At 42.8% G+C, this 19,613-nt stretch carries 18 protein-coding genes; 11 read left to right on the top strand and 7 right to left on the bottom strand.

All coding sequences use genetic code 11. The features are described 5' to 3' along the window. Window positions 1-454 precede the first annotated feature (454 nt). The 3 genes from mhpT (at window position 455) to B9T29_RS13475 (ending at window position 3,624) form a co-directional block, all read left to right on the top strand. Window positions 455-1,660, top strand: coding sequence for a 3-(3-hydroxy-phenyl)propionate transporter MhpT (mhpT, locus tag B9T29_RS13485; RefSeq protein ID WP_086176412.1), 1,206 nt, complete (start codon window positions 455-457; stop codon window positions 1,658-1,660). A 286-nt stretch (window positions 1,661-1,946) separates the two neighbouring features. After that, window positions 1,947-2,582, top strand: coding sequence for a bifunctional nicotinamidase/pyrazinamidase (gene pncA, locus B9T29_RS13480; RefSeq protein WP_086176411.1), 636 nt, complete (start codon window positions 1,947-1,949; stop codon window positions 2,580-2,582). A 100-nt stretch (window positions 2,583-2,682) separates the two neighbouring features. Further along, a complete protein-coding gene (locus tag B9T29_RS13475) occupies window positions 2,683-3,624 on the top strand; it encodes a bile acid:sodium symporter family protein (RefSeq protein ID WP_086176410.1) in 942 nt (313 codons plus the stop codon). A gap of 99 nt (window positions 3,625-3,723) precedes the next feature. Here B9T29_RS13475 and B9T29_RS13470 read toward each other — a convergent pair whose 3' ends face one another. Continuing rightward, window positions 3,724-4,977 carry a hypothetical protein gene (locus tag B9T29_RS13470; RefSeq protein ID WP_086176452.1) on the bottom strand — a complete coding sequence of 418 codons (1,254 nt, stop codon included), beginning with the start codon at window positions 4,975-4,977 and terminating at the stop codon, window positions 3,724-3,726. 77 nt (window positions 4,978-5,054) lie between these two features. On the opposite strand from B9T29_RS13470, the gene serB reads away from it, so the two are divergent. From serB to B9T29_RS13450, 4 genes are all read left to right on the top strand, one after another. Then, the gene (serB, locus tag B9T29_RS13465; RefSeq protein ID WP_086176451.1) at window positions 5,055-6,275 is read left to right on the top strand and encodes a phosphoserine phosphatase SerB; all 1,221 of its coding nucleotides are present in this window, start codon (window positions 5,055-5,057) and stop codon (window positions 6,273-6,275) included. Between the two features lie 409 nt (window positions 6,276-6,684). Then, complete coding sequence (gene aciT, locus B9T29_RS13460) at window positions 6,685-7,020, top strand: AciT family ciprofloxacin tolerance protein (protein ID WP_086176409.1); 336 nt, start codon at window positions 6,685-6,687, stop codon at window positions 7,018-7,020. A 158-nt stretch (window positions 7,021-7,178) separates the two neighbouring features. Beyond that, the gene (locus tag B9T29_RS13455; RefSeq protein WP_086176408.1) at window positions 7,179-7,658 is read left to right on the top strand and encodes an SCP2 sterol-binding domain-containing protein; all 480 of its coding nucleotides are present in this window, start codon (window positions 7,179-7,181) and stop codon (window positions 7,656-7,658) included. 55 nt (window positions 7,659-7,713) lie between these two features. Next, the gene (locus tag B9T29_RS13450; protein WP_086176407.1) at window positions 7,714-8,538 is read left to right on the top strand and encodes a hypothetical protein; all 825 of its coding nucleotides are present in this window, start codon (window positions 7,714-7,716) and stop codon (window positions 8,536-8,538) included. A 9-nt stretch (window positions 8,539-8,547) separates the two neighbouring features. Here B9T29_RS13450 and dtd read toward each other — a convergent pair whose 3' ends face one another. Further along, window positions 8,548-8,988: a D-aminoacyl-tRNA deacylase gene (gene dtd, locus B9T29_RS13445; protein ID WP_086176406.1), complete on the bottom strand. Its 441-nt coding sequence runs from the start codon at window positions 8,986-8,988 to the stop codon at window positions 8,548-8,550. 355 nt (window positions 8,989-9,343) lie between these two features. On the opposite strand from dtd, the gene pncB reads away from it, so the two are divergent. From pncB to asd, 3 genes are all read left to right on the top strand, one after another. Then, window positions 9,344-10,549: a nicotinate phosphoribosyltransferase gene (gene pncB, locus B9T29_RS13440; protein ID WP_086176450.1), complete on the top strand. Its 1,206-nt coding sequence runs from the start codon at window positions 9,344-9,346 to the stop codon at window positions 10,547-10,549. 112 nt (window positions 10,550-10,661) lie between these two features. Beyond that, window positions 10,662-11,510: a sulfurtransferase gene (locus tag B9T29_RS13435; RefSeq protein WP_086176405.1), complete on the top strand. Its 849-nt coding sequence runs from the start codon at window positions 10,662-10,664 to the stop codon at window positions 11,508-11,510. Next, entirely contained in the window at window positions 11,507-12,358 is an 852-nt protein-coding gene (asd, locus tag B9T29_RS13430; RefSeq protein WP_086176404.1) for an archaetidylserine decarboxylase, read from the top strand. The genes B9T29_RS13435 and asd overlap by 4 nt, the downstream gene beginning before the upstream one ends. A 198-nt stretch (window positions 12,359-12,556) precedes the next feature. On the opposite strand, the gene B9T29_RS13425 is transcribed toward asd, so the two are convergent. From B9T29_RS13425 to B9T29_RS13405, 5 genes are all read right to left on the bottom strand, one after another. Beyond that, window positions 12,557-13,168, bottom strand: coding sequence for an SPOR domain-containing protein (locus tag B9T29_RS13425; RefSeq protein WP_086176403.1), 612 nt, complete (start codon window positions 13,166-13,168; stop codon window positions 12,557-12,559). 163 nt (window positions 13,169-13,331) lie between these two features. Further along, the gene (gene argS, locus B9T29_RS13420; RefSeq protein ID WP_086176449.1) at window positions 13,332-15,122 is read right to left on the bottom strand and encodes an arginine--tRNA ligase; all 1,791 of its coding nucleotides are present in this window, start codon (window positions 15,120-15,122) and stop codon (window positions 13,332-13,334) included. A 212-nt stretch (window positions 15,123-15,334) separates the two neighbouring features. Further along, complete coding sequence (locus B9T29_RS13415; protein ID WP_086176402.1) at window positions 15,335-16,642, bottom strand: DUF445 domain-containing protein; 1,308 nt, start codon at window positions 16,640-16,642, stop codon at window positions 15,335-15,337. Window positions 16,643-16,672: 30 nt separating this feature from the next. After that, complete coding sequence (locus B9T29_RS13410) at window positions 16,673-17,227, bottom strand: CC0125/CC1285 family lipoprotein (protein WP_086176401.1); 555 nt, start codon at window positions 17,225-17,227, stop codon at window positions 16,673-16,675. Between the two features lie 50 nt (window positions 17,228-17,277). Then, window positions 17,278-17,817: a DUF924 family protein gene (locus tag B9T29_RS13405; RefSeq protein ID WP_086176400.1), complete on the bottom strand. Its 540-nt coding sequence runs from the start codon at window positions 17,815-17,817 to the stop codon at window positions 17,278-17,280. Between the two features lie 212 nt (window positions 17,818-18,029). Here B9T29_RS13405 and gshA point away from each other — a divergent pair, with 212 nt between their 5' ends. Beyond that, window positions 18,030-19,607 (top strand): glutamate--cysteine ligase, encoded by a 1,578-nt coding sequence (gene gshA / locus B9T29_RS13400; protein ID WP_086176399.1) that lies wholly within the window; start codon window positions 18,030-18,032, stop codon window positions 19,605-19,607. Window positions 19,608-19,613: the final 6 nt, after the last annotated feature.

Genomic DNA, 19,613 nt, shown 5'->3' with positions numbered 1-19,613 from the left:
TGAGGTTTTTAAACTGGAGAAATGAAGGGTCGATATCACAAGAAATGCAGGTTTAAGTCAATAGAATCAATAATTCCGGGTAAAAACATCAGAATTTAAGATTTAATTATGATTAGCATAGACGTTAAATCAATATAAATCGGTCATTTAATTTATCCAAATGATCATTAAAAACTTAAGAAATAATCAGTTAAAACTATTAATCTATTTTAACTCTTTTCGCATAAGATGATTTTCAGAATTGAAATTATAAGGGTCATGTTGATTTTTTGTGTGTTGATTAAACTTGATTAAGTGCTTTTGCGACTATGTGTTTTGGTATCGAAAAGTTTTAAATATCCCGTATTTTTGTCAATAAAGTGTAAATTCTTCCACTTATTGGTAGTTATTTGAATTTCCAGACTCATAGATGATGGCTTTCTTTTTGTAATGCTGATTGAACAAGGATAATCCAATGGAAAAATCAGATAATAAGCATGCCATCGTCACGGTAGCGATCTGTTTTCTGATTGCTGTGATTGAAGGTCTGGATATTCAGGCAGCCGGCATCGCCGCTGCAGGTATTCGTGAGTATTTTGGTCTCGACAGCTCTCAGTTGGGTGTGTTTTTTAGTGCAGGGATTCTGGGTTTATTACCAGGTGCACTGATCGGTGGCCGACTTGCTGACCGGATTGGTCGTAAAAAAGTGTTGGTCTGGTCGACAGCAACATTTGCTGTATTTACCTTATGTACAGTTTGGGTCAACAGCTTCAATAGTTTGCTGGCAGTACGTTTTCTGGCAGGTGCGGGTCTGGGCGGTGCAATGCCGATTTTGATCACGCTGGCATCAGAAGCAGTATCTCCAAAAAATCGTGGTCGTGCAGTGGGCTTGATGTACTGTGGTATGCCAGTCGGTGCTGCGATTTTATCTTTAATTGCCGCCACTGAATTTGGTGCCAACTGGAAGAATGTTTTTTACTTGGGTGGTTTATTACCTGTCTTCGTGATTCCACTCATGATGTGGTTCTTGCCTGAGTCAAAGGAATACCTGAAGGCCAAGAACAAAACTGCAGCAGAACTTGCCGTTTCACCACAAGGTTCATTTAAGGACCTGTTTAATTCCAATAACCTGTTACGCACGATCTGTATCTGGGTGAGCTACTTCTTTACCCTGATGGTAGTTTACATCATGCTGAGCTGGCTACCATCATTGTTTATGGAACTGGGCTTTACCCGTCAAAACGGTTCAACCGCACAGTTCTACTTCATGGTGACTGCGACCATCGGTACGATTATTCTGGGGATGTTGACCGATCGCTGGAAGAAAGCTTACGTCATCCTGTTGATGTACGGTGGTATCCTCGCGGGTCTACTGGCGCTAAATGGTGCAAGCTCGCTGAACCAGATGTATATGGCAGCAGCATTGGCAGGTGCATTTGTGATCGGCTGTCAGGGTGTACTGTATGCCTTTGGTAGTATCGTGTATCCGACCGAAGTACGTGGTACTGGTGTAGGTGTTGCTTCTGCAGTAGGCCGTATCGGCGCAATGCTTGGCCCTGTGATCGCAGGTCAGTTACTGACTGCAGGCTTCGGTGCAGCAGGGGTTATTACCGCAGCGATTCCATGTATCATTATTTCTGCAGTATGTATGCTGATCCTGGTGAATCGCACCAAGGTGTAATACTGAAAAGATTAAAAAAGCCTGCATTTGCAGGCTTTTTTTATGCTCAGAATTTAAAAAATCATCCTGTCATTCATAGGGGGAATTTTCTTTTTTCTTATAGATTATGATGAAATAAAAATAACGCTTTCATTTATGATTTATTCCAAAATCATGCAGTTATAGAACTGATTTCCAGATTGATCCGAATGGACAGTCATTCTATTTTTATCGGCAGCGCTAAAAATACTCTACTATATTTGCGCTATGCTTGGGCACAAAACGAGATTTCAGGGGATGAAAACGGATGCAAAATAATGCCGTATTACTGGTGGTGGACGTACAACGAGGATTTACCCCAGGCGGTAATCTGGCCGTAGCGAATGCCGATCAGATTATTCCAAATATCAATGTATTGGGGCAGTATTTTAACAATATTGTCCTGACTCAAGACTGGCATCCTGAAAATCATATCTCTTTTGCAGACAATCATTCTGGTAAGGCGGTTTATGACAGTATTCAGCTCGACTATGGCAGTCAGGTCTTATGGCCAAGCCATTGTGTACAAGGCACTACTGATGCAGAACTTCATCCAGAGCTCAATTTACCGACTGCCCAACTGGTCATCCGCAAGGGCACTCATGCCCATATCGACAGCTATTCAGCCTTTTTGGAAGCAGATCAAAAAACCACAACCGGTTTGGCCGGCTATTTAAAAGAACGTGGTATTGATACCGTTTTTATTGCAGGAATTGCCACTGATTTTTGTGTGGCATGGACAGCAATAGATGCCTGCAAACTGGGCTTTAAAACCTATGTGATTTCCGATGCCACTAAGAGCATCGATTTACACGGTTCATTGCAACATGCCTGGCAAGACATGCTGGCAGCCGGAGTAAAACGTATTCTGGTCAAAGATATTGTTCAGCAACAGGCCTCGTAAACGGTTTAATCCAGTCTAGGGAAGTCTATATTTTTGCTAGGCAATGTTGTAAAAGTTACTTCCTGGACGAGATACTAGAATAAATATCGGATTGATCTTTATGTCTTATTTGTTGCGTTTCACCCAATTTATTCAAAAAACCTTTGCCCTGTGGGTGGTGCTATTCGCCGGTATTGCTTTAATCGTTCCTGAAGCTTTTGTCTGGCTAAAATTCTATATCACCTGGATGCTGGGGATCATCATGTTCGGTATGGGCATGAGCATGACTGTCGATGATTTTAAAGGGGTATTGCAAAGTCCTAAAGCGGTTGGGATTGGCGTGGCTGCACAGTTTGTGGTGATGCCAGGACTGGCCTATGGCTTATGTCAACTGTTTCAACTGCCGCCTGAAATTGCCATAGGGGTAATTCTGGTCGGCTGTTGCCCCGGCGGGACGGCATCCAATGTCATCACTTATATGGCCAAGGGCAATACTGCTTTATCCGTGGCCTGTACTTCAGTTTCGACTATTTTGGCGCCTGTGTTAACCCCGGCAATTTTCTATCTTTTGGCTAGCCAATGGATTGAAATTAATGCCCTGTCGATGCTGGGTTCGATTCTTCAGGTGGTCTTGTTCCCGATTATTCTGGGCCTGATTGTGCGCTCGTTATTCAAGCAAAAAGTTGATGCCTATATTCAAGTGATGCCGCTGATTTCGGTATTTGCCATTGTGGCGATTGTGGCTGCGATTATTGCCGGAAGTAAGGTGCAGATTCTGCAATCCGGTTTATTGATTTTGGGCGTGGTCGCGCTGCACAATGGTCTGGGCTATTTACTGGGTTTTTGGGCAAGCCGCTTCTTTAAACTGCCATATGCAGACAGCAAAGCTATTGCCATTGAAGTGGGGATGCAAAACTCGGGTTTAGGTGTGGCTTTGGCTGCAGTACATTTTGCTGCATCACCCATCACCGCAGTGCCAAGTGCCATCTTTAGTTTATGGCATAACATTGCAGGACCTGCATTAGCCAGTTATTGGGCAAGCAGGACAGATAAAATAGAATAATGCTTAAAAGATCTCTGCTGACTTCAGTGGCACTTCAGCACAAAATTTTAGCAATAAAAAGCCGAGTTCATGAACCCGGCTTTTTTTATTGAGCTGTTTTTAAGATGCTTTGGATTGCTTGGCTTTTAAAATTTCAGTTCTAAAGGTTTGTGCCAATTCGGCCACTTCACTGTCCATCCCGTTCATCATAAAGGCATGACGGGTGAGCACGTTGGTTGGATTCGGTATGCTGACCAACTGGTAACAATCTGAAATACCTTTAAGTAATTCATTCGGTAAATGAATGGCACTTTCTTTGGCTGCCAGTTGTTGTACCAGACGTTCTGCCGCTTGCACAGGGCTGAGGTGCATCGCCTCAACATGGCTGGAAATGGCACTGCGTGTTTGCAACACGAAACGCTTTTCTTCACGATAGCGTTTGTATAGCACATCAGATAATAACTGGAATACGGTACTGATCATCACCAGACATTGCACCGCATTCGGTGTTTCGACCGACATGCTAATGGTTGCCCCATGTTCATCAAATTTATGGACAGTGGAGATATCTGAATTATTTAATTTGTAGTGTTGAACACAGAGTTCAGTGGCTTTATTCAGGAAAATCTGACATAAATTAAAATAAGGAATAGAAACGGTTTTATTCACCGAATCCATCAGCTGTTTTGGATCATAAAACTGAATATTTAAGGCAATACAATTGTCATCCAACACTACAGGCTTGGATTCTTTGGTTTTAGTTTTAGCCTGAGCATTGTTCTGCGCCTGAGCAATCGCGACTGCGGCATTGTGCTGTTCTTGTTCCAAAGCCTGAGTCAGGGTTTGAATTTCATGTTTGAGGCGTGATTCATTGTTGATACGCGCCAGATATTCGGTACGGCTTGGACGGGCAATGGCGCGATAAGCTAACCATAATAAACCATGAATCAGCAGCGATAATAAAATCGCCAGCCATTGGGTACGTAAAATCTCCCCAATACTTGGCTGAATCAGGGTAATTTCAATACTGCCGACTTTCTTTTCATTTTGCAGTGCTTCACGAACAAAAACTTCGCCTTGGCGTGTTTTGGTTAAACCACCTGTTGCCAGTACCTGATTATTGGCATCTAAAATACGGATAGAGGCCACACTCGGGTTGGTGGCATAACGGTCGGCCAGTAAAGCCAATGACACCGTATTGGCCGGTTCCAGCTCGGACAGGCTGTCTGTGACCAGTTGTGAGGTCATCAGCTGTCCCTGACTTGCGCGGTTAGCATTCAGTTGATGCGTCGTCGCAAGTACCAGTAAAAAGGTGTGAAAAGCAAAACTTACAATCAGTAGGCTAGCAAATAGCCCTTGTCTAGGCGCATTCAACGTAAACTTCCAAGGCATTTATGTTCAAATTCGATTATGATTCTAGCAATAGTTGTAGCTCAGATCCGAGTCAATTCATGCGAGAAATCATTCTTATATCATTTTTGGGACCCGACCAGCCTAATCAATTTACACGATTAATGCAGGTATTGTCCGTACATTCGTTACAAATTATGGACGTTGGACAAGCCGTCATCCACAACCAACTGACTTTAGGTATTGTTGTTTCGTCAGATGACCAAACTGCTACAGCATTAGCCATGAAGGAGATTCTGATTCTAGCACATGATATTGGCTTAACAGTGCGCTTTAAACCAATCTCTACATCAGAATATGATCAATGGGTGAGTGAAGGGGGACAGACCCGTTATATCGTGACGGCACTGGCACCGGAATTAACAGCATCACATTTGCAGGCCGTGACTCAGATTGTCTCCAACCAGGGCTTTAATATTGAAACCGTGACCCGTTTGTCGGGTCGTCCGGAGCTGGATATTCAAGCCGATGGACCTAAACGCTCTTGCGTGCAATTTGGATTGAAAGGACAAATGCTCGATGCCACTGCCATGCGTGCGGCATGCTTGCGTTTATCAACCGAATTAAGCGTTGATGTTGCGGTGCAGGAAGATAATGCTTACCGTCGCAATCGTCGTCTGGTCTGCTTTGACATGGACTCGACCTTGATTGAACAGGAAGTGATTGATGAGCTGGCGATTGAGGCCGGTGTTGGTGAGCAAGTTGCTGAAATTACTGAACGTGCCATGCAAGGGGAACTTGATTTCCAGCAAAGCTTCCGTGCCCGTGTCGCCTTATTAAAAGGTATGGATGCTTCTGTTTTACCTCAAATTGCCGAGCGCTTAACCGTGACAGAAGGGGCAGAGTGCCTGATTTCAACCTTGAAAGCCTTGGGTTATAAGACCGCCATTCTTTCCGGTGGTTTTCAGTATTTTGCCGAATACCTGCAAGAAAAACTGGGGATTGATGAAGTACATGCCAACATTTTGGATGTACAAGATGGTGTGGTTACCGGTGAAGTCAAAGGACATATTGTAGATGGTGCCCGTAAAGCCTTATTGCTGCGTGAACTGGCTGAGAAAATGGGCATTTCACTAGAACAGGCCATTGCCGTGGGCGATGGTGCCAATGACTTGCCAATGCTGTCTATTGCCGGCTTAGGTGTGGCTTTCCGTGCCAAACCTTTGGTTCGTCAAAATGCCAATCAGGCGATTTCAAGCGTCGGCCTTGATGGAGTACTCTATCTGCTCGGCGTACATGATAAAGATCTGAGCCGTGCCTAAAGATTGAAGTTTATTGACTAAACGCGACATTGATGTCGCGTTTTTTTGTTGAAAATAGGCAAAATACGATGAACGGTAGCCAGGCATTGCCGATAAAAACAGCATTCAAGCCATTCAGGAAAAAAGTTTTTTTAATGCTTTAAAGGAGTTGTTTTTTTGTAATGACACGGCAAGTCCGAGCCCATCTCGTTTCCAGAAAAAGTTAAAAATAAAAAAATGTAATGACAAAATAATATTGCGACAAGGTATGTCGCTTACTGAAAATACAAGACTTTTTTTCTTAAAAAAACTCCGCATAATGCTTGCATAGAGATTGATATAAATATATTTCATCATTTATTCACGCTATCGGGGATTTGATTTAGACCCATATAAAAGTGTCAAAATCCTATATAGGACGGAGGTTTTTATGGTTACAGCGAATTTAGCAACCATTGTTGGCTTAAGCTTGATTGCGGCTGCTTTGATAGCTGTTTTCTTCTCGCCTTATCGTCGTTTGTTAAGCTATATGTTTACAGGTATGCTGTTTTGGGGAGTGATTGAAGCCATTCGCTTCAGTACACAAGTCGTTTTTGATTTACCCATGGCATACAGCTATCTGACTGCGTTAATGTCGGTGATGGTTATTGTAACTATGCTGCTATTACGTGAAGATCGTCGTGCAGAACGAGCTTTAGCCAAACGTCAGTATATTGAACATACACCAGTTTATGACGATGAACAGCAACAGTGTTCAAGCCGTTAATTTGAAAGATCTATAAATTAAATTAAAAAAATAAAAAGATGTGCTCAGGCACATCTTTTTTTTGTTCATTATTGTTATACAAAGCCTTACTTCAAAAAACACAAGTTATGGTAGGATAAGTCGTCAATTTTCCAACAATTACAATAGGCTTAAATGTCATGAAACTATCTTCGATTCCTGTCGTAAAATTACCACTGGTCGATGTAAGCACGGATCCGCTTGATTTATTAGTTGCGGGCTTAGCTTTGCGTATGAAGCAGTTGGCGCGTACCAGCCCAAAATTTATTGAGCTGGTTCATGAACGTCAATTCCGCATTCAAATTGGTACTGACCTGGGTGTTGCACGTCAAATTATTGTAAACAATGGACAAATTGACACAGTAGCAGGCGATGCGGAAAAAGCGGACTTCATTTTGCAGTTCGCAGACAGTGAGCAAGGCGTAAAAACTTTAATGAAAGGTGATCCAAGCGCTTTCATGACTGGCATGCAAAATGGAACGATTAAAATGGAAGGCGATTTTGGTCTTTTGGTCTGGTTTAATAAAGTTGCCAAACTGATTCCACCAAAATTACCTAAACCGATACAAGAAAAAGTGAAACTGGTACGTTCATTTATTCGTGAAAAAACCGGTAAGTAATTAAGAAAAATACGAAAGAAGGAGGATTATTCCTCCTTTATTTTTGGAAAAATAAATGTCATTTGATCTATTAAGTTTTTCTATTGGTGGTGTTCTTCTAGCTCCAATTGTAATTTTTTTACTTAAAAATTGGATCCAAGAGCGTCTAAAGCAAAGTATTGATTATGAATATAAAGAAAAACTCTCTCAATTAGAAAGTAAATTAGAGGTTCAAAAAGAAACTGAGCTAATACAGCTTAAAGATTTAGTTGATAAAAAAATCGCTACTTTGAATTTAGCTAATACAACTTATGGTGCAACACAATCATTATTATATTCAAAAAAATTAGATGCTTTAGAAAAAGCATGGAATGCTTTTCTATATATATCTAAAAATAAACCTTCAATAATTGGGGGAAGATTAGACATTCTGACTCCGCAGGAATATGAAAATTTATTCGATATACCTGCCATGAGAAATTTTCCTATAGTTGAAGATGATGTGGGGCAACTAATAAAAAAATTATCAGATATTGTTGATCCAATTGAAAACTTAAAAATTTATATTGATGATGATATTTGGACTTTTTTATTTATTTATAGAGCTGTAATGCTGCGAATATATTATTTAATTGCTAAAGCTAAAGGAAATCGTCAGTTAAAGCTTAGATGGCATAAAGACAGTGTAGTTTTAAATCATTTAAATATGATATTTAACCAATCCGAATTACAAGAATTTGAAAAAATACAAATTGGGAAATTTAGATACGTAGAGAATGTATTAGAAGCAAAGCTTAAGGTTCGCATTGAAGAGGGATTAAGTGGAAGGAAGGCTTCTGAAGCAATGCTCCAACAAGCCCTTCAGAATCAATTAATGTTAGATAAGCTATCTAAAAATTAATTTGATAGTTTATTCAACTTCCAGATTAAACGTCACCGGACCATCATTCACTAGATGCACTTTCATATCGGCCGCAAAAATGCCGGTTTGCACATGCTCAAATTGTGATTTGGCATAGTCGACCAAAGCTTCATATAAAGCTTTTGCCTCACTCGGCGGCATGGCAGGCCCAAAGTCAGGACGCAAACCTTTTTGCGTTTGCGCCATTAAGGTAAATTGCGACACCAATAATAATCCACCACCGGCCTGGCTCACATTCCAGCCCATTTTGCCCTGCTCATCATCAAAAAAACGGTATTTTAAAATCTTGTCGATCAGCTTTTTGCCTTTTTCCAGATTGTCTTCTTTACCTAGGCCCAGAAAAACCAAAATGCCTTTTTCAATTTGCCCAGTGGTGTCACCATCTACAACAACTTTGGCTTCTAGAACTCGTTGTAATAAAGCACGCATAACTTAACCAATTTAAATCTTAAATTTATCCGCAGCATTGTAGCAAATAGGCAAAAGTTAAGTTTTAAAACTGCAAAAATCTCTCAACAGGATCATTAGGTTTTATTAGACAGATGTGCTCTATTTTTGAATGAACAGGTCAAAGAAGGCTTTAACGAAACTGGATATGAGTATTTGAACGCGAGACTTGCAGTAATAGTATCTTGCAGGAAATGAAATAAAGGCCTATGACTAAATAACAGTGAGGTTTAGCCGTTAAACATGGAGCTGGATTGGCCTAGCTGTACTTAAAACTAGTCATATCAAGCTACAAATTGTGCTTTAATGTATGAAGCACAGCGAAATTTCACGAAATATGCCTCCAATCATTCAATCTTTGCTTGATACTGACTTGTACAAATTCACCATGTTGCAGGTGGTATTACATAAATTTCCTCAAACCCACAGTCTTTATCATTTCCGTTGCCGTAATTTAGAGGATACCGTTTATCCACTGACGGATATTCTGGATGATTTGAATCAGCAGCTCGATTACTTATGCCAGCTTAAATTTAAAGAAGATGAACTGCTCTATCTTCGCAGTTTACGTTTTATCAAAAGTGACTTTGTCGATTATCTGGAATTATTCCAGCTGAAACGTCGTTTTATTAAAGTCAGTATTGATGAACAAGGTCGTTTGGATATTTGGGTTGAGGGACCCATGGTTCAGGCGATGATGTTTGAAATCTTTGTGCTGGCCATTGTCAATGAACTGTATTTCACGCGCATTCGTAGTGATGAAGTCTTGGCAGAAGGCGAGCGTCGCTTACAGGCGAAAATTGCCTTGACGCAAAAATATCAATCAGAACAAAATCCGGAAGATCCACCATTCTTGGTGTCCGATTTTGGTACCCGCCGTCGTTATAGCTTTGCCTGGCAAAAACATGTGATTGAACAATTTCATGTGGCAGTACCGAATATCTTCCGTGGTACCAGCAATGTCCTGATTGCCAAACAATTAGACATTACCCCGATTGGTACTATGGCACATGAATTTTTACAGGCTTTTCAGGCTTTGGATGTGCGTTTACGCGATTTCCAGAAAGCGGCACTGGAAACTTGGGTGCAGGAATATCGTGGCGATTTAGGTATTGCCCTCACTGATGTCGTCGGGATGGATGCCTTTCTGCGTGACTTTGACTTGTATTTTGCCAAACTGTTTGATGGCCTGCGTCATGACAGCGGCGATCCCTACGAATGGGGAGATAAAGCCTATGCCCACTACAAGAAACTTAAAATTGACAGCAAAACCAAAATGCTGACTTTTAGTGATGGCCTGAATATTGAAAAAGCCTGGAATTTACATCAATACTTTAAAGACCGTTTCCAGGTCAGCTTTGGAATTGGCACCAATTTAACCAATGATATGGGACAAACACCCTTGAATATTGTATTAAAACTGGTGGAATGTAATGGTCAATCGGTGGCAAAAATTTCCGATAGCCCAGGAAAAACCATGACCGATAACGATACCTTCTTGGCTTATTTACGTCAGGTTTTTAATCTCGCTGAAACGGCATAATCATGCATGCTATATCTGATTTTTTGCTGAAGGAAAGCAAAAAATCAGCATAATAGCGAAAACGAGTTATGCTAAGATCGGCAATGTTGATCTAAATAAAACATGAAAAAGTATGACTGTATCTGCATTTAATTTTGGTCTGCTGATAGAAGCAGAAGAGCTGGTTCCGTTTTTAGGCAATGAAAAATTACGCATTGTCGATTTAAGCCGTAGTTCTGTTTATGATCAATTGCATATTCCGCATGCTATTCATGTTCAACCGAAGCAGCTGGTACGTCAAGAAGAACAAGCCTCAGGTTTATTGCCCGATGTAGAGGGCTTAAAAGCCCTGATTGAATATTTGAATATTTCCCCGGAACATCATGTGGTTGCCTATGATGATGAAGGTGGCGCATGGGCAGGGCGCCTGATCTGGAACCTGCATTGTATGGGTTTTGAAAATACCAGTTTATTGAATGGCGGTATTCATGCCTGGTTGGCCGCGGGTTTGCCGACTTCCTCAGCAGCTGAAACTTTTACACCTGTAGACAAGCTGGTGGAAATCAATCAGGCGCATATTAATCAATACCGTATTGAATATGCCGACCTTTTAGAGCAAGTCCAAAACCATGACATTCAATTGTGGGATTGCCGCACCGAAGATGAATATACCGGTCTTCGACTCGCAGCGCGACGCGGCGGTCACATTCCAAATGCCCGACATTTTGAATGGAGTACTGCCCTAAATCGTGAAAATCATTTAAAATTACATCCCTTAGAACGCACTCAGCAACGCTTGGAACAATTGGGTTTCAATTTAAAACAACCTGTAGTGGTGTATTGTCAGTCACATCACCGTTCAGGTTTGGCCTATATTTTGGGCCGGTTACTCGGTTGGAAAATTCAGGCTTATGATGGTGCGTGGAGTGAATGGGGCAACCGTCCCGACAGTCCGATTATTACCGGAGAGTTACCATCTTGAGCTTCGCATCACGTTTAAAAAAACAACTATTTATTCAAGCACAACGTGTTGTGCCACAACACCAATTATCTCGTGTCGTGGGTAAACTGGCTGCCAGTGAACATCCGATGATCAAAAATGCCGTGATTCAGGCTTTTAAAGCCCAGTATGGAATTGATATGTCGATTGCTGAACAAAGCAATGCATTGAAATTCAAATCATTTAACGAATTTTTTACCCGCTCTTTAAAACAGGGTGTGCGTCAAATTGATGCTGATCCGCATAGTATTGTGTCACCTGCAGATGGCGCAATTTCACAGCTGGGTAAAATCGAAGAAGGCGATATTTTTCAGGCCAAAGGTCAAAGCTTTTCGGTGGAAAAACTGATTGCCGATCCGCAATTGGCTGAACCCTTTAAAAATGGTCATTTTGCCACAGTGTATTTATCGCCTAAAGATTACCACCGTGTGCATATGCCTTTTGCCGGGACTTTGACTGAAACCCTGTATGTACCAGGTGAATTGTTCTCGGTCAATCAAACCACTGCGGAAAATATTCCAGGTCTATTTGCCCGTAATGAACGTATGGTCTGCCTGTTTGATACTGAACTGGGCCGTATGGCGGTGGTTTTAGTGGGTGCCATGATTGTTGCTGGCATTGAAACTGTAGCCACCGGTAAGGTGAAACCGACTGGACATCTGGAATTGAACCAGCACAACCTGTTCCTTGAAAAAGGCGCAGAGTTGGGACGTTTCTACTTGGGTTCAACTGCGGTAATTTTATTTGAAAAAGATAAAATGCAGTGGGACGCGATGTTTAAAGCCAACTCTGTTGTAGTGATGGGCGAGGCTTTGGGGCATACGGTTTAAATGCTTTTAGCCTCCCTTTTTTAAAGGTGAGCATCCTCGAAATATATTTCGAGTGCACAAGGGAGGGATTTTACCTCTTGGATTATATCAATCCCCCTCAGTCCCCCTTTGTTAAGGGGGATGTTTCATCAAGGAAAGGATTTAGGACGGTCAAAATAAAAAAGCGCCTCAATAGAGGCGCTTTTTTATATCTGGGGTTTATCGTTTCACCACAATCGAATCGATGCCACTGCGTTGTAAGGTTTGCTGGGCAATAATTGCAGCTTCAGAAGAATCATAAGGCCCAGAAATCACCCGATACCAGGTTTGACCACCTTCCACTGTTTTCACCACATCGGCAGATAAACCATTCAAGATAATTTCGGCACGGCGGGCATCGGCACTATCTGGATCGGGATAGCTACGAACCTGCAGAATATAACTCGGCTGGTGGGCAACTGGTGCTTCAGAAGTTTCCAGTCTTGGTTCGGCTGTCTCAGCCGGGGGAGCCGTTTCAGCTTCCGGTACTTCAACAATCACTACGGTTCCAGAGTTCTTGGTTTCAGGCACTGCCTGATCTGGAATAGGCGTCACTTGCTGCTGTGGCAATAAGTCGTAGAAACGATAATCTTTGTTGGTATCTTCCTGATAATGTTCAGAACTGATCTGATTTTTCGGTTTAACCGGTGCCCACGGTTTCCATAGCATCAAAGCTACAGCAAAACTCAACACGATTAAAATAACGACAAGCGTTCCCAGCCATGCAGGAATTAATGGCTTTTTCGGCTTATTCGGTCGCTCAGAGACACCGCGCTGCGTTTTTCCAAACACGTGGGATTCCTCGTGTGTTATTTATGATTTAAATCTACTTAAAAACAAGGTTTTATTTTAGAAATAATTCCTTGTTTACCCTGTTGTCTATAAATCATTAGCTAAGTTTACATGATCACAAACATGACTTTCGGTCTTGCGGCGATGCAAAACCTTGTTTTGCTTACATCGCCTCAGGAGCAGATACACCTAATAATTCTAAACCATTACGTAAAACCTGCTGTACGTTTACTGAAAGCAATAAACGGGCTTGCGTAAGTTCAGCATCATCATTGAGTACTTTATGCTCATTATACCAACCGTGGAATAATGCTGCCAATTCTTTCAGATAGTTACCGACTTGATGCGGTTCATAACTGTTGGCTGCACGAATCACAATTTCAGGGTAAGCCGCAAGTTTGGCTAAAATTTCAGTTTCAGCATCAAGATCAAGTTTCGCAGCAAATTGACGTGCATTCACGGCAGCAAAGTTCACATTGGTAGAGGCTGCTTTTTCAAGCATACGGCAGATACGCGCATGCGCATATTGAATGTAATACACCGCATTGTCTTTACTTTGCGATACGGCAAGGTCAAGGTCAAAGTCAATGTGCTGTTCAGATTTACGCATTACATAATAGAAACGCGCAGCATCATTACCGACTTCTTTACGCAGGTCACGCAAAGTCACGAACTGACCTGAACGCGATGACATTTGTACCATCTCGCCACCACGCCATAGGCTGACGAACTGAACCAGAAGAACGGTTAATTTCTTCGAGTCATAACCCATCGCATCAATAGCCGCTTTAACACGTGCGATATAACCATGGTGGTCTGAACCCCAGATATCTACGATATCGGTATAGCCACGTTGTAATTTATTCAGGTGGTAAGCAATGTCGGATGCAAAGTAAGTGGTTTGACCATTACGGCGTTTCACGACACGGTCTTTTTCATCGCCAAATTCAGTCGATTTAAACCAGATGTTACCGTCTTGTTCATACAAGAAACCACGTTGATCAAGAGTTTGAAGCGCTTCTTCAATTTTATCCGTCAATGATTCTTCACTGAACCACTGGTTGAAGGTGACGCCAAATTCGCCAAGGTCATCTTTAATATCATCAAGAATGGCTTTTAATGCAGCTTGCAAGAAAACGCGGTAGCCTTGACCAATTAATTGTTGTGAATTGAAAATCAAGCCATCGATGTGCTTTTCTTTGTCACCTGAAAGCACGACTTTATTGCCATCTGCATCGAGTTCAGCCGCAAACTGTACATCCTCAGGAACATTTTTATAAACATCTGCGACTGGACGTACATAAGCATCGCCATCTTGGTCGATAATGCTTTGTGCGATTTCTTTTACATAGTCGCCTTGATAGGCATTTTTAGGGAAAATCAGTTGCTGACCGGTGAGTTCCAGATAACGTAAGTATGTAGACGTTGCCAGGATGTCCATTTGACGGCCGGCATCATTGACATAATATTCACGGTCAACTTTGGCACCGGTTGCTTCAAGCAGGTTGGCTACGGTCATGCCGTATGCTGCGCCACGGCCATGACCTACATGCAGGCTGGAAGTCGGGTTTGCTGAAACAAATTCGACTTGAATGCGTTTTTCGGCATTGGCTTGGGTACGGCCAAACTGATCTTGTTGCGCTTGAATCTGGTCTAAAACAGCGAAGCGTTGGTCGGCATTTAAAAAGAAGTTAATAAAGCCGGGACCCGCAATTTCTGCTTTGCTGATGTCTGCTACTTCAGGAAGGCTTGCAAGAATTTTTTCTGCAAGATCACGAGGTTTCATACCCGCAGCTTTAGAACCAATCATTGCAATATTTGAAGCGAAGTCACCGTGGCTTCGGTCTTTGGTTCGCGTTAAATGACCGCTGTTATTCCAGTCGGATGGAAGTACACCTTCAGCTTGAAGAGATTGCACTGCATGATCGAGAGCTGCTTGTATTGCCGTATTCATAGTCAGTCGAAAAATAAATGTCGCAGAAAAACAGCAAATATAACAAATTTCACAGTCTTTAGGTGAACCCATTTGTATTGAATGAATCTTGTCCGACCACGAGCGCAGAATTGAGGCCAGATAAATTCTGCAAAAGATTCAAAAAAGCATGATTTATGGCATACATGCTGCTTTTTAGTTTAGCAAGATTATATGTTGAGGCCTTAAATTCGTTAAAGCGCCCAGTCAATCAGCGCGCGAATAATGCCCAGAATGAGGCCAATAAAGCCACCGACCACCACACCATTGACCCGGATCATGTGCAAATCGCCACCGACTTCATTTTCAATTTTGTCGATCATTTCCCGTGAATCCCATTCATGAATGCGTTCGCTAATAAAACGGATCACTTTTTCACTGTATTGATCACTTAAATTGACGGCAAGCCCACTCATTCGTTCATTCAGCAATTGACGTACTGCCGGATTGGAAATGATATTTTCCCCGAGCTGTTGAATCGCAACACGCAGGTTTTGCGCAATGCCTGAATCTGCCTTGAGTAAATCGGCCTTGATGGCATCACAGAGAATCACTACCGCACCACTGATGAAATTCAGTACCTGGGGACTATCCAGCAGGGCATCTTTACTACGATTTAAACGCTCACTGGCCTCACTTTCATTATCGGCCAGTTCCAGCATCAGCTGTTGGCCCATCTGTTCAATTTTTTGCCGCCAGGGATGCTGCGGATTGGCCAGCATGGATTCCACCCGTTCAATCAGTGAATCGATGGTGCGTTGCTGCACATCAATCCCAATCCAGCTGGCACCTTTGGCCAGTTTCCATACGCCTAATTCCTTGAACAGTTGGCGGCTCAGCTCCCGCGCCTGCTCAGGGTGCGACACCATCCAGCCATGGGCTAAATCGAGTCCACGCTGTAACACATCCTGATGAAAGTCATTTTCCAGCACCGCGCGCAGCATTTCACTGGCCAGCGTATTGACCCGCGTATTGCGAACCCATTGCACGCTGTTGTTTTGAATAAAATTTCCAATCTGTTCCTGACCAACAAATTCAAAAATCTTGGGTACGGTTTGCTGAATGACTTGCGTGACCTCGGTGTTATTTTCCGGCTTTGCCAACCATTGCCCGATGGCCAGACTCAGATCGGTACTTTTTAGGCTTCTTTCCACCACTTGCGGAGATAAAAAGTTTTCCTGTACAAAACGTCCCATGGATTCGGCAATCCGGGCTTTGTTGCGTGGAATAATTTCAGTGTGATCGAGCAGGAACTTGGGAATCGGCATTTTCCCAAACGGATTGCGGAACAGCACGGTAATGGCATACCAGTCAGCCAGTCCGCCGACCACACCCGCTTCGGCGGAAAGCATCAAAATATGAATGAACCAGGCATATTCAGGAATCAGCTTGGCCACCAGCATGAGTATTAACCAGGTGACAATGGCGCTGATTAAGGCAAGGGTGGCAAAGCGTTTACTGCGTTGCAAACTCGGTGTGGTGATTGCTTCCGCTGTGGTCATGCAAGATTCCTGTGAGTGGCTAGGCTATTGTTATTTTGCTGTTTTCGGTACGGGTGGCGGTAATACCTGGCCGCTCGGGCTTAGGCCATACTTTTGTCCTAACGATTTTAAAATCAAATAGGCATCAAAGGCATCATCCGGTGCTTTTTTCTGATCTTTATAACATTCAATGGTATAGGAAACTTGTACCGGGTCAATAGTCACCACGCGCGGCATGTCATAAAACGGGTCAGGCCAGAAGCCGGGATAACGGTGATAATAACCATAGGGATAGTACATCGGGCTGGAATAGACCACTGCCTGACGTGGTGGCTGGTTACGGTTACTCGGATCATCCAGTACCTTGAAATAGCGGAATCCATTTTGTACCGTGGTCTGGGCGGCTTTCACCAAGGTAATTTCTTCGGCAGTTCCAAAACTCATATTGGGACGGGCCTGAAAACTGATGCGATAGGTTTGCGTATTCAAAGGCGTATTGCTGAATTGTCCCAGCTGGTCAAAAGTCAGCGGTTTGGAAGGTGTGGTTGCACAGCCTGACAGGGCCAATGCCACCACCATGCTCAAACCTATAATGCTGTTCTTCATGTTAAACCTCCATACAATTTACTGTGCGAGGGAGGAGACACAATAAATGGTTAGAAACGACTGTTCGGTTGGGTTAAAAATTCGAGCTCTTCTGCAGTTGAGGTACGCGCCAGGATGTCATTGCGGTGCGGATAGCGCCCGAAACGGTCAATAATTGCCTTATGCATTTTTTCATAATCCAGATTCATCGGATTATTCAAGCGTTGAAATAATTTTAACGCGAATTCGTGAATCAGTTTCGATTCACTGTGCATAAAGGGCATGTATAAAAACGCACGTTGTTCTGGACTTAATTGTTTATCCAAATCCAGGCTAATGGCTTCTTGTGCCAGTACCAATGCCAGGGAATCCTGAGCAAAGGCCTGGGCTTGATCCCGAAACAGGTTACGTGAGAATTGATCCAGCACAATAATTTCTGCCAGCCGGCCTTCAGCGGTTTTACGCCATGACCACAGTTCGGCATGTGCGGCTTTTTGGTGAATGTCCTGAAATTTTTGCTTGATCAGTGCATCAAAATCATCACTTTTAGCAAACCACAGTGGCTGAGTTTCAGGCTTAAACCAAAAGTCCAAAATATCTGGATAATTCATAAGATTTACAATTCCTTAGCACTTATTATTCAATACAAACACAAAATTCAGATGTCTTATAGAGTAACTTTGTGATAAAAATTTGCCAGAAAATAAGTTGTTGTTTTGCTTGAAAACTAGACAGGGCATGATTCGACTGCCCCAATTCACGTTATACTTATATAAACTGATGATTTTATTTTAGTAGTTATCTTCCGGTAAGCGAGATTGTAATGAGTCAACCCGAATCGACCTCTCAAGTTGTGGTACCAGCTTGGGTGGATTCTTCGCTGTTTAATGGCATGCTGCGTGGTATTGAACGTGAAAGCCTGCGTATGCAAAGCAATGGCTTTTTATCACAAGCAGCGCATCCAAAAGCATTGGGGTCGGCATTAACACATCCGCACATTACCACTGACTATTCCGAAGCCTTGATGGAGTTTATTACCCCTCCACAAGACAGCATTAAAAAAGCACTCGATTATTTGGCCGATATTCATGCCGTTGCGCATCGCCACCTGGAAAATGGGGAAAAACTCTGGCCCTTGTCGATGCCGTGCATGCTGGATGATAACGAAGAAAATATTCGTCTAGCCCAATACGGCAGCTCGAATATTGGACGCTTCAAGACTTTATATCGTCGTGGTCTGGGCGTACGTTATGGTCGCCGTATGCAAACCATTTCCGGGGTGCATTATAATTTATCTTTTCCGGATCAAGTATTTGAAGCACTGCAACAACATGAAAGTGATGAAGCCCTAAAAAGCCTCAGTTTGCAGGATTATCGCAGTCACCGTTACTTTGGTTTAATCCGTAACTTTATCCGTTTAACCCCTTTAGTGATGTTTCTGGTTGGGGCCAGTCCTTCGGTTTGTAAATGTTTTATGACCGGGCGCGACCATCATTTATTGCCTTTATTAAAAGGCACCTTATTCTTGCCGTATGCGACCGCATTGCGTATGGGCAATTTTGGTTATCAAAATTCTGCACAGAAACAATTGGGTATTCACTATAACAACCTGTCAGGTTATCTGGACGGTTTGCAGAAAGCGGTGAAAACGCCTTATGCACCTTTTAGCCGTTTAGGCTTAAATGATGAACACGGTGAACCGATTCAGATCAATGATCATGTACTGCAAATTGAAAACGAATACTACAGCCTAGTCCGTCCGAAACAGGTGCCTCAAGCAGGAGAAACACCATCCCAGGCACTGCAAAATCGCGGGGTCGGTTATGTCGAACTGCGTGCAGTCGATGTCAATCCGTATAATCCGATCGGGATTGATGAAAACACGGCGGCATTTCTGGAAGTGTTGGCACTGCATTGCCTGGTACAAGATAGCCCGGATTTGCTCGATCCGGAACAGGAACAGATTGAGCGTAATCAGGCCGAAGTGGTCAATCGTGGCCGTGCACCCAATGCCACTATTGTGGATGCAGCTGGGAAACACCCGATTGAAGATTGGGCGCGTGCGCAGGTCATGAAAATGCAGCCTTGGGCTGATTTACTGGATATCAGCTATAACACCAAGATGTATTCAGCAGCCTTGGCAGTGATGCTCGGTCGTATTGATGAGGTGGATGAAACCCTGTCAGCACAAGTCATTGTCGATACTTTAGAACATGGCGGAACTTGGAGCTTTGGCAGTGTGATGGCACTCCAACATGCAGCGACTTATGAACAGCATAAATTAAGCCCGGATACACTGGCTTATTTTGATGGTTTAGCGGGGCAGTCATTGCAACAGCAACAGCAACTGGAACAAGATATGAGCATCAGTTTTGAGCAATATCTTGCCAATTATCGATAAAAATTA

The organism is Acinetobacter sp. ANC 3903 (assembly GCF_002135315.1).
In the GTDB taxonomy this organism is placed as follows: domain Bacteria; phylum Pseudomonadota; class Gammaproteobacteria; order Pseudomonadales; family Moraxellaceae; genus Acinetobacter.
Note: the sequence above shows the minus strand (reverse complement) of the source record. Positions and strands in the feature narration are given on the sequence as shown.

What these genes read in the sequence shown, in the direction of transcription:
- serB (WP_086176451.1), top strand. Translation starts at nt 5,055, where the DNA reads ATGCGAGAAATCATTCTTATATCATTTTTGGGACCCGACCAGCCTAAT.
- B9T29_RS13410 (WP_086176401.1), bottom strand. Translation starts at nt 17,227, where the DNA reads ATGAAGAACAGCATTATAGGTTTGAGCATGGTGGTGGCATTGGCCCTG.
- dtd (WP_086176406.1), bottom strand. Translation starts at nt 8,988, where the DNA reads ATGCGTGCTTTATTACAACGAGTTCTAGAAGCCAAAGTTGTTGTAGAT.
- gshA (WP_086176399.1), top strand. Translation starts at nt 18,030, where the DNA reads ATGAGTCAACCCGAATCGACCTCTCAAGTTGTGGTACCAGCTTGGGTG.
- B9T29_RS13405 (WP_086176400.1), bottom strand. Translation starts at nt 17,817, where the DNA reads ATGAATTATCCAGATATTTTGGACTTTTGGTTTAAGCCTGAAACTCAG.
- B9T29_RS13415 (WP_086176402.1), bottom strand. Translation starts at nt 16,642, where the DNA reads ATGACCACAGCGGAAGCAATCACCACACCGAGTTTGCAACGCAGTAAA.
- pncA (WP_086176411.1), top strand. Translation starts at nt 1,947, where the DNA reads ATGCAAAATAATGCCGTATTACTGGTGGTGGACGTACAACGAGGATTT.
- argS (WP_086176449.1), bottom strand. Translation starts at nt 15,122, where the DNA reads ATGAATACGGCAATACAAGCAGCTCTCGATCATGCAGTGCAATCTCTT.
- B9T29_RS13435 (WP_086176405.1), top strand. Translation starts at nt 10,662, where the DNA reads ATGACTGTATCTGCATTTAATTTTGGTCTGCTGATAGAAGCAGAAGAG.
- mhpT (WP_086176412.1), top strand. Translation starts at nt 455, where the DNA reads ATGGAAAAATCAGATAATAAGCATGCCATCGTCACGGTAGCGATCTGT.
- B9T29_RS13455 (WP_086176408.1), top strand. Translation starts at nt 7,179, where the DNA reads ATGAAACTATCTTCGATTCCTGTCGTAAAATTACCACTGGTCGATGTA.
- aciT (WP_086176409.1), top strand. Translation starts at nt 6,685, where the DNA reads ATGGTTACAGCGAATTTAGCAACCATTGTTGGCTTAAGCTTGATTGCG.
- pncB (WP_086176450.1), top strand. Translation starts at nt 9,344, where the DNA reads ATGCCTCCAATCATTCAATCTTTGCTTGATACTGACTTGTACAAATTC.
- B9T29_RS13475 (WP_086176410.1), top strand. Translation starts at nt 2,683, where the DNA reads ATGTCTTATTTGTTGCGTTTCACCCAATTTATTCAAAAAACCTTTGCC.
- B9T29_RS13450 (WP_086176407.1), top strand. Translation starts at nt 7,714, where the DNA reads ATGTCATTTGATCTATTAAGTTTTTCTATTGGTGGTGTTCTTCTAGCT.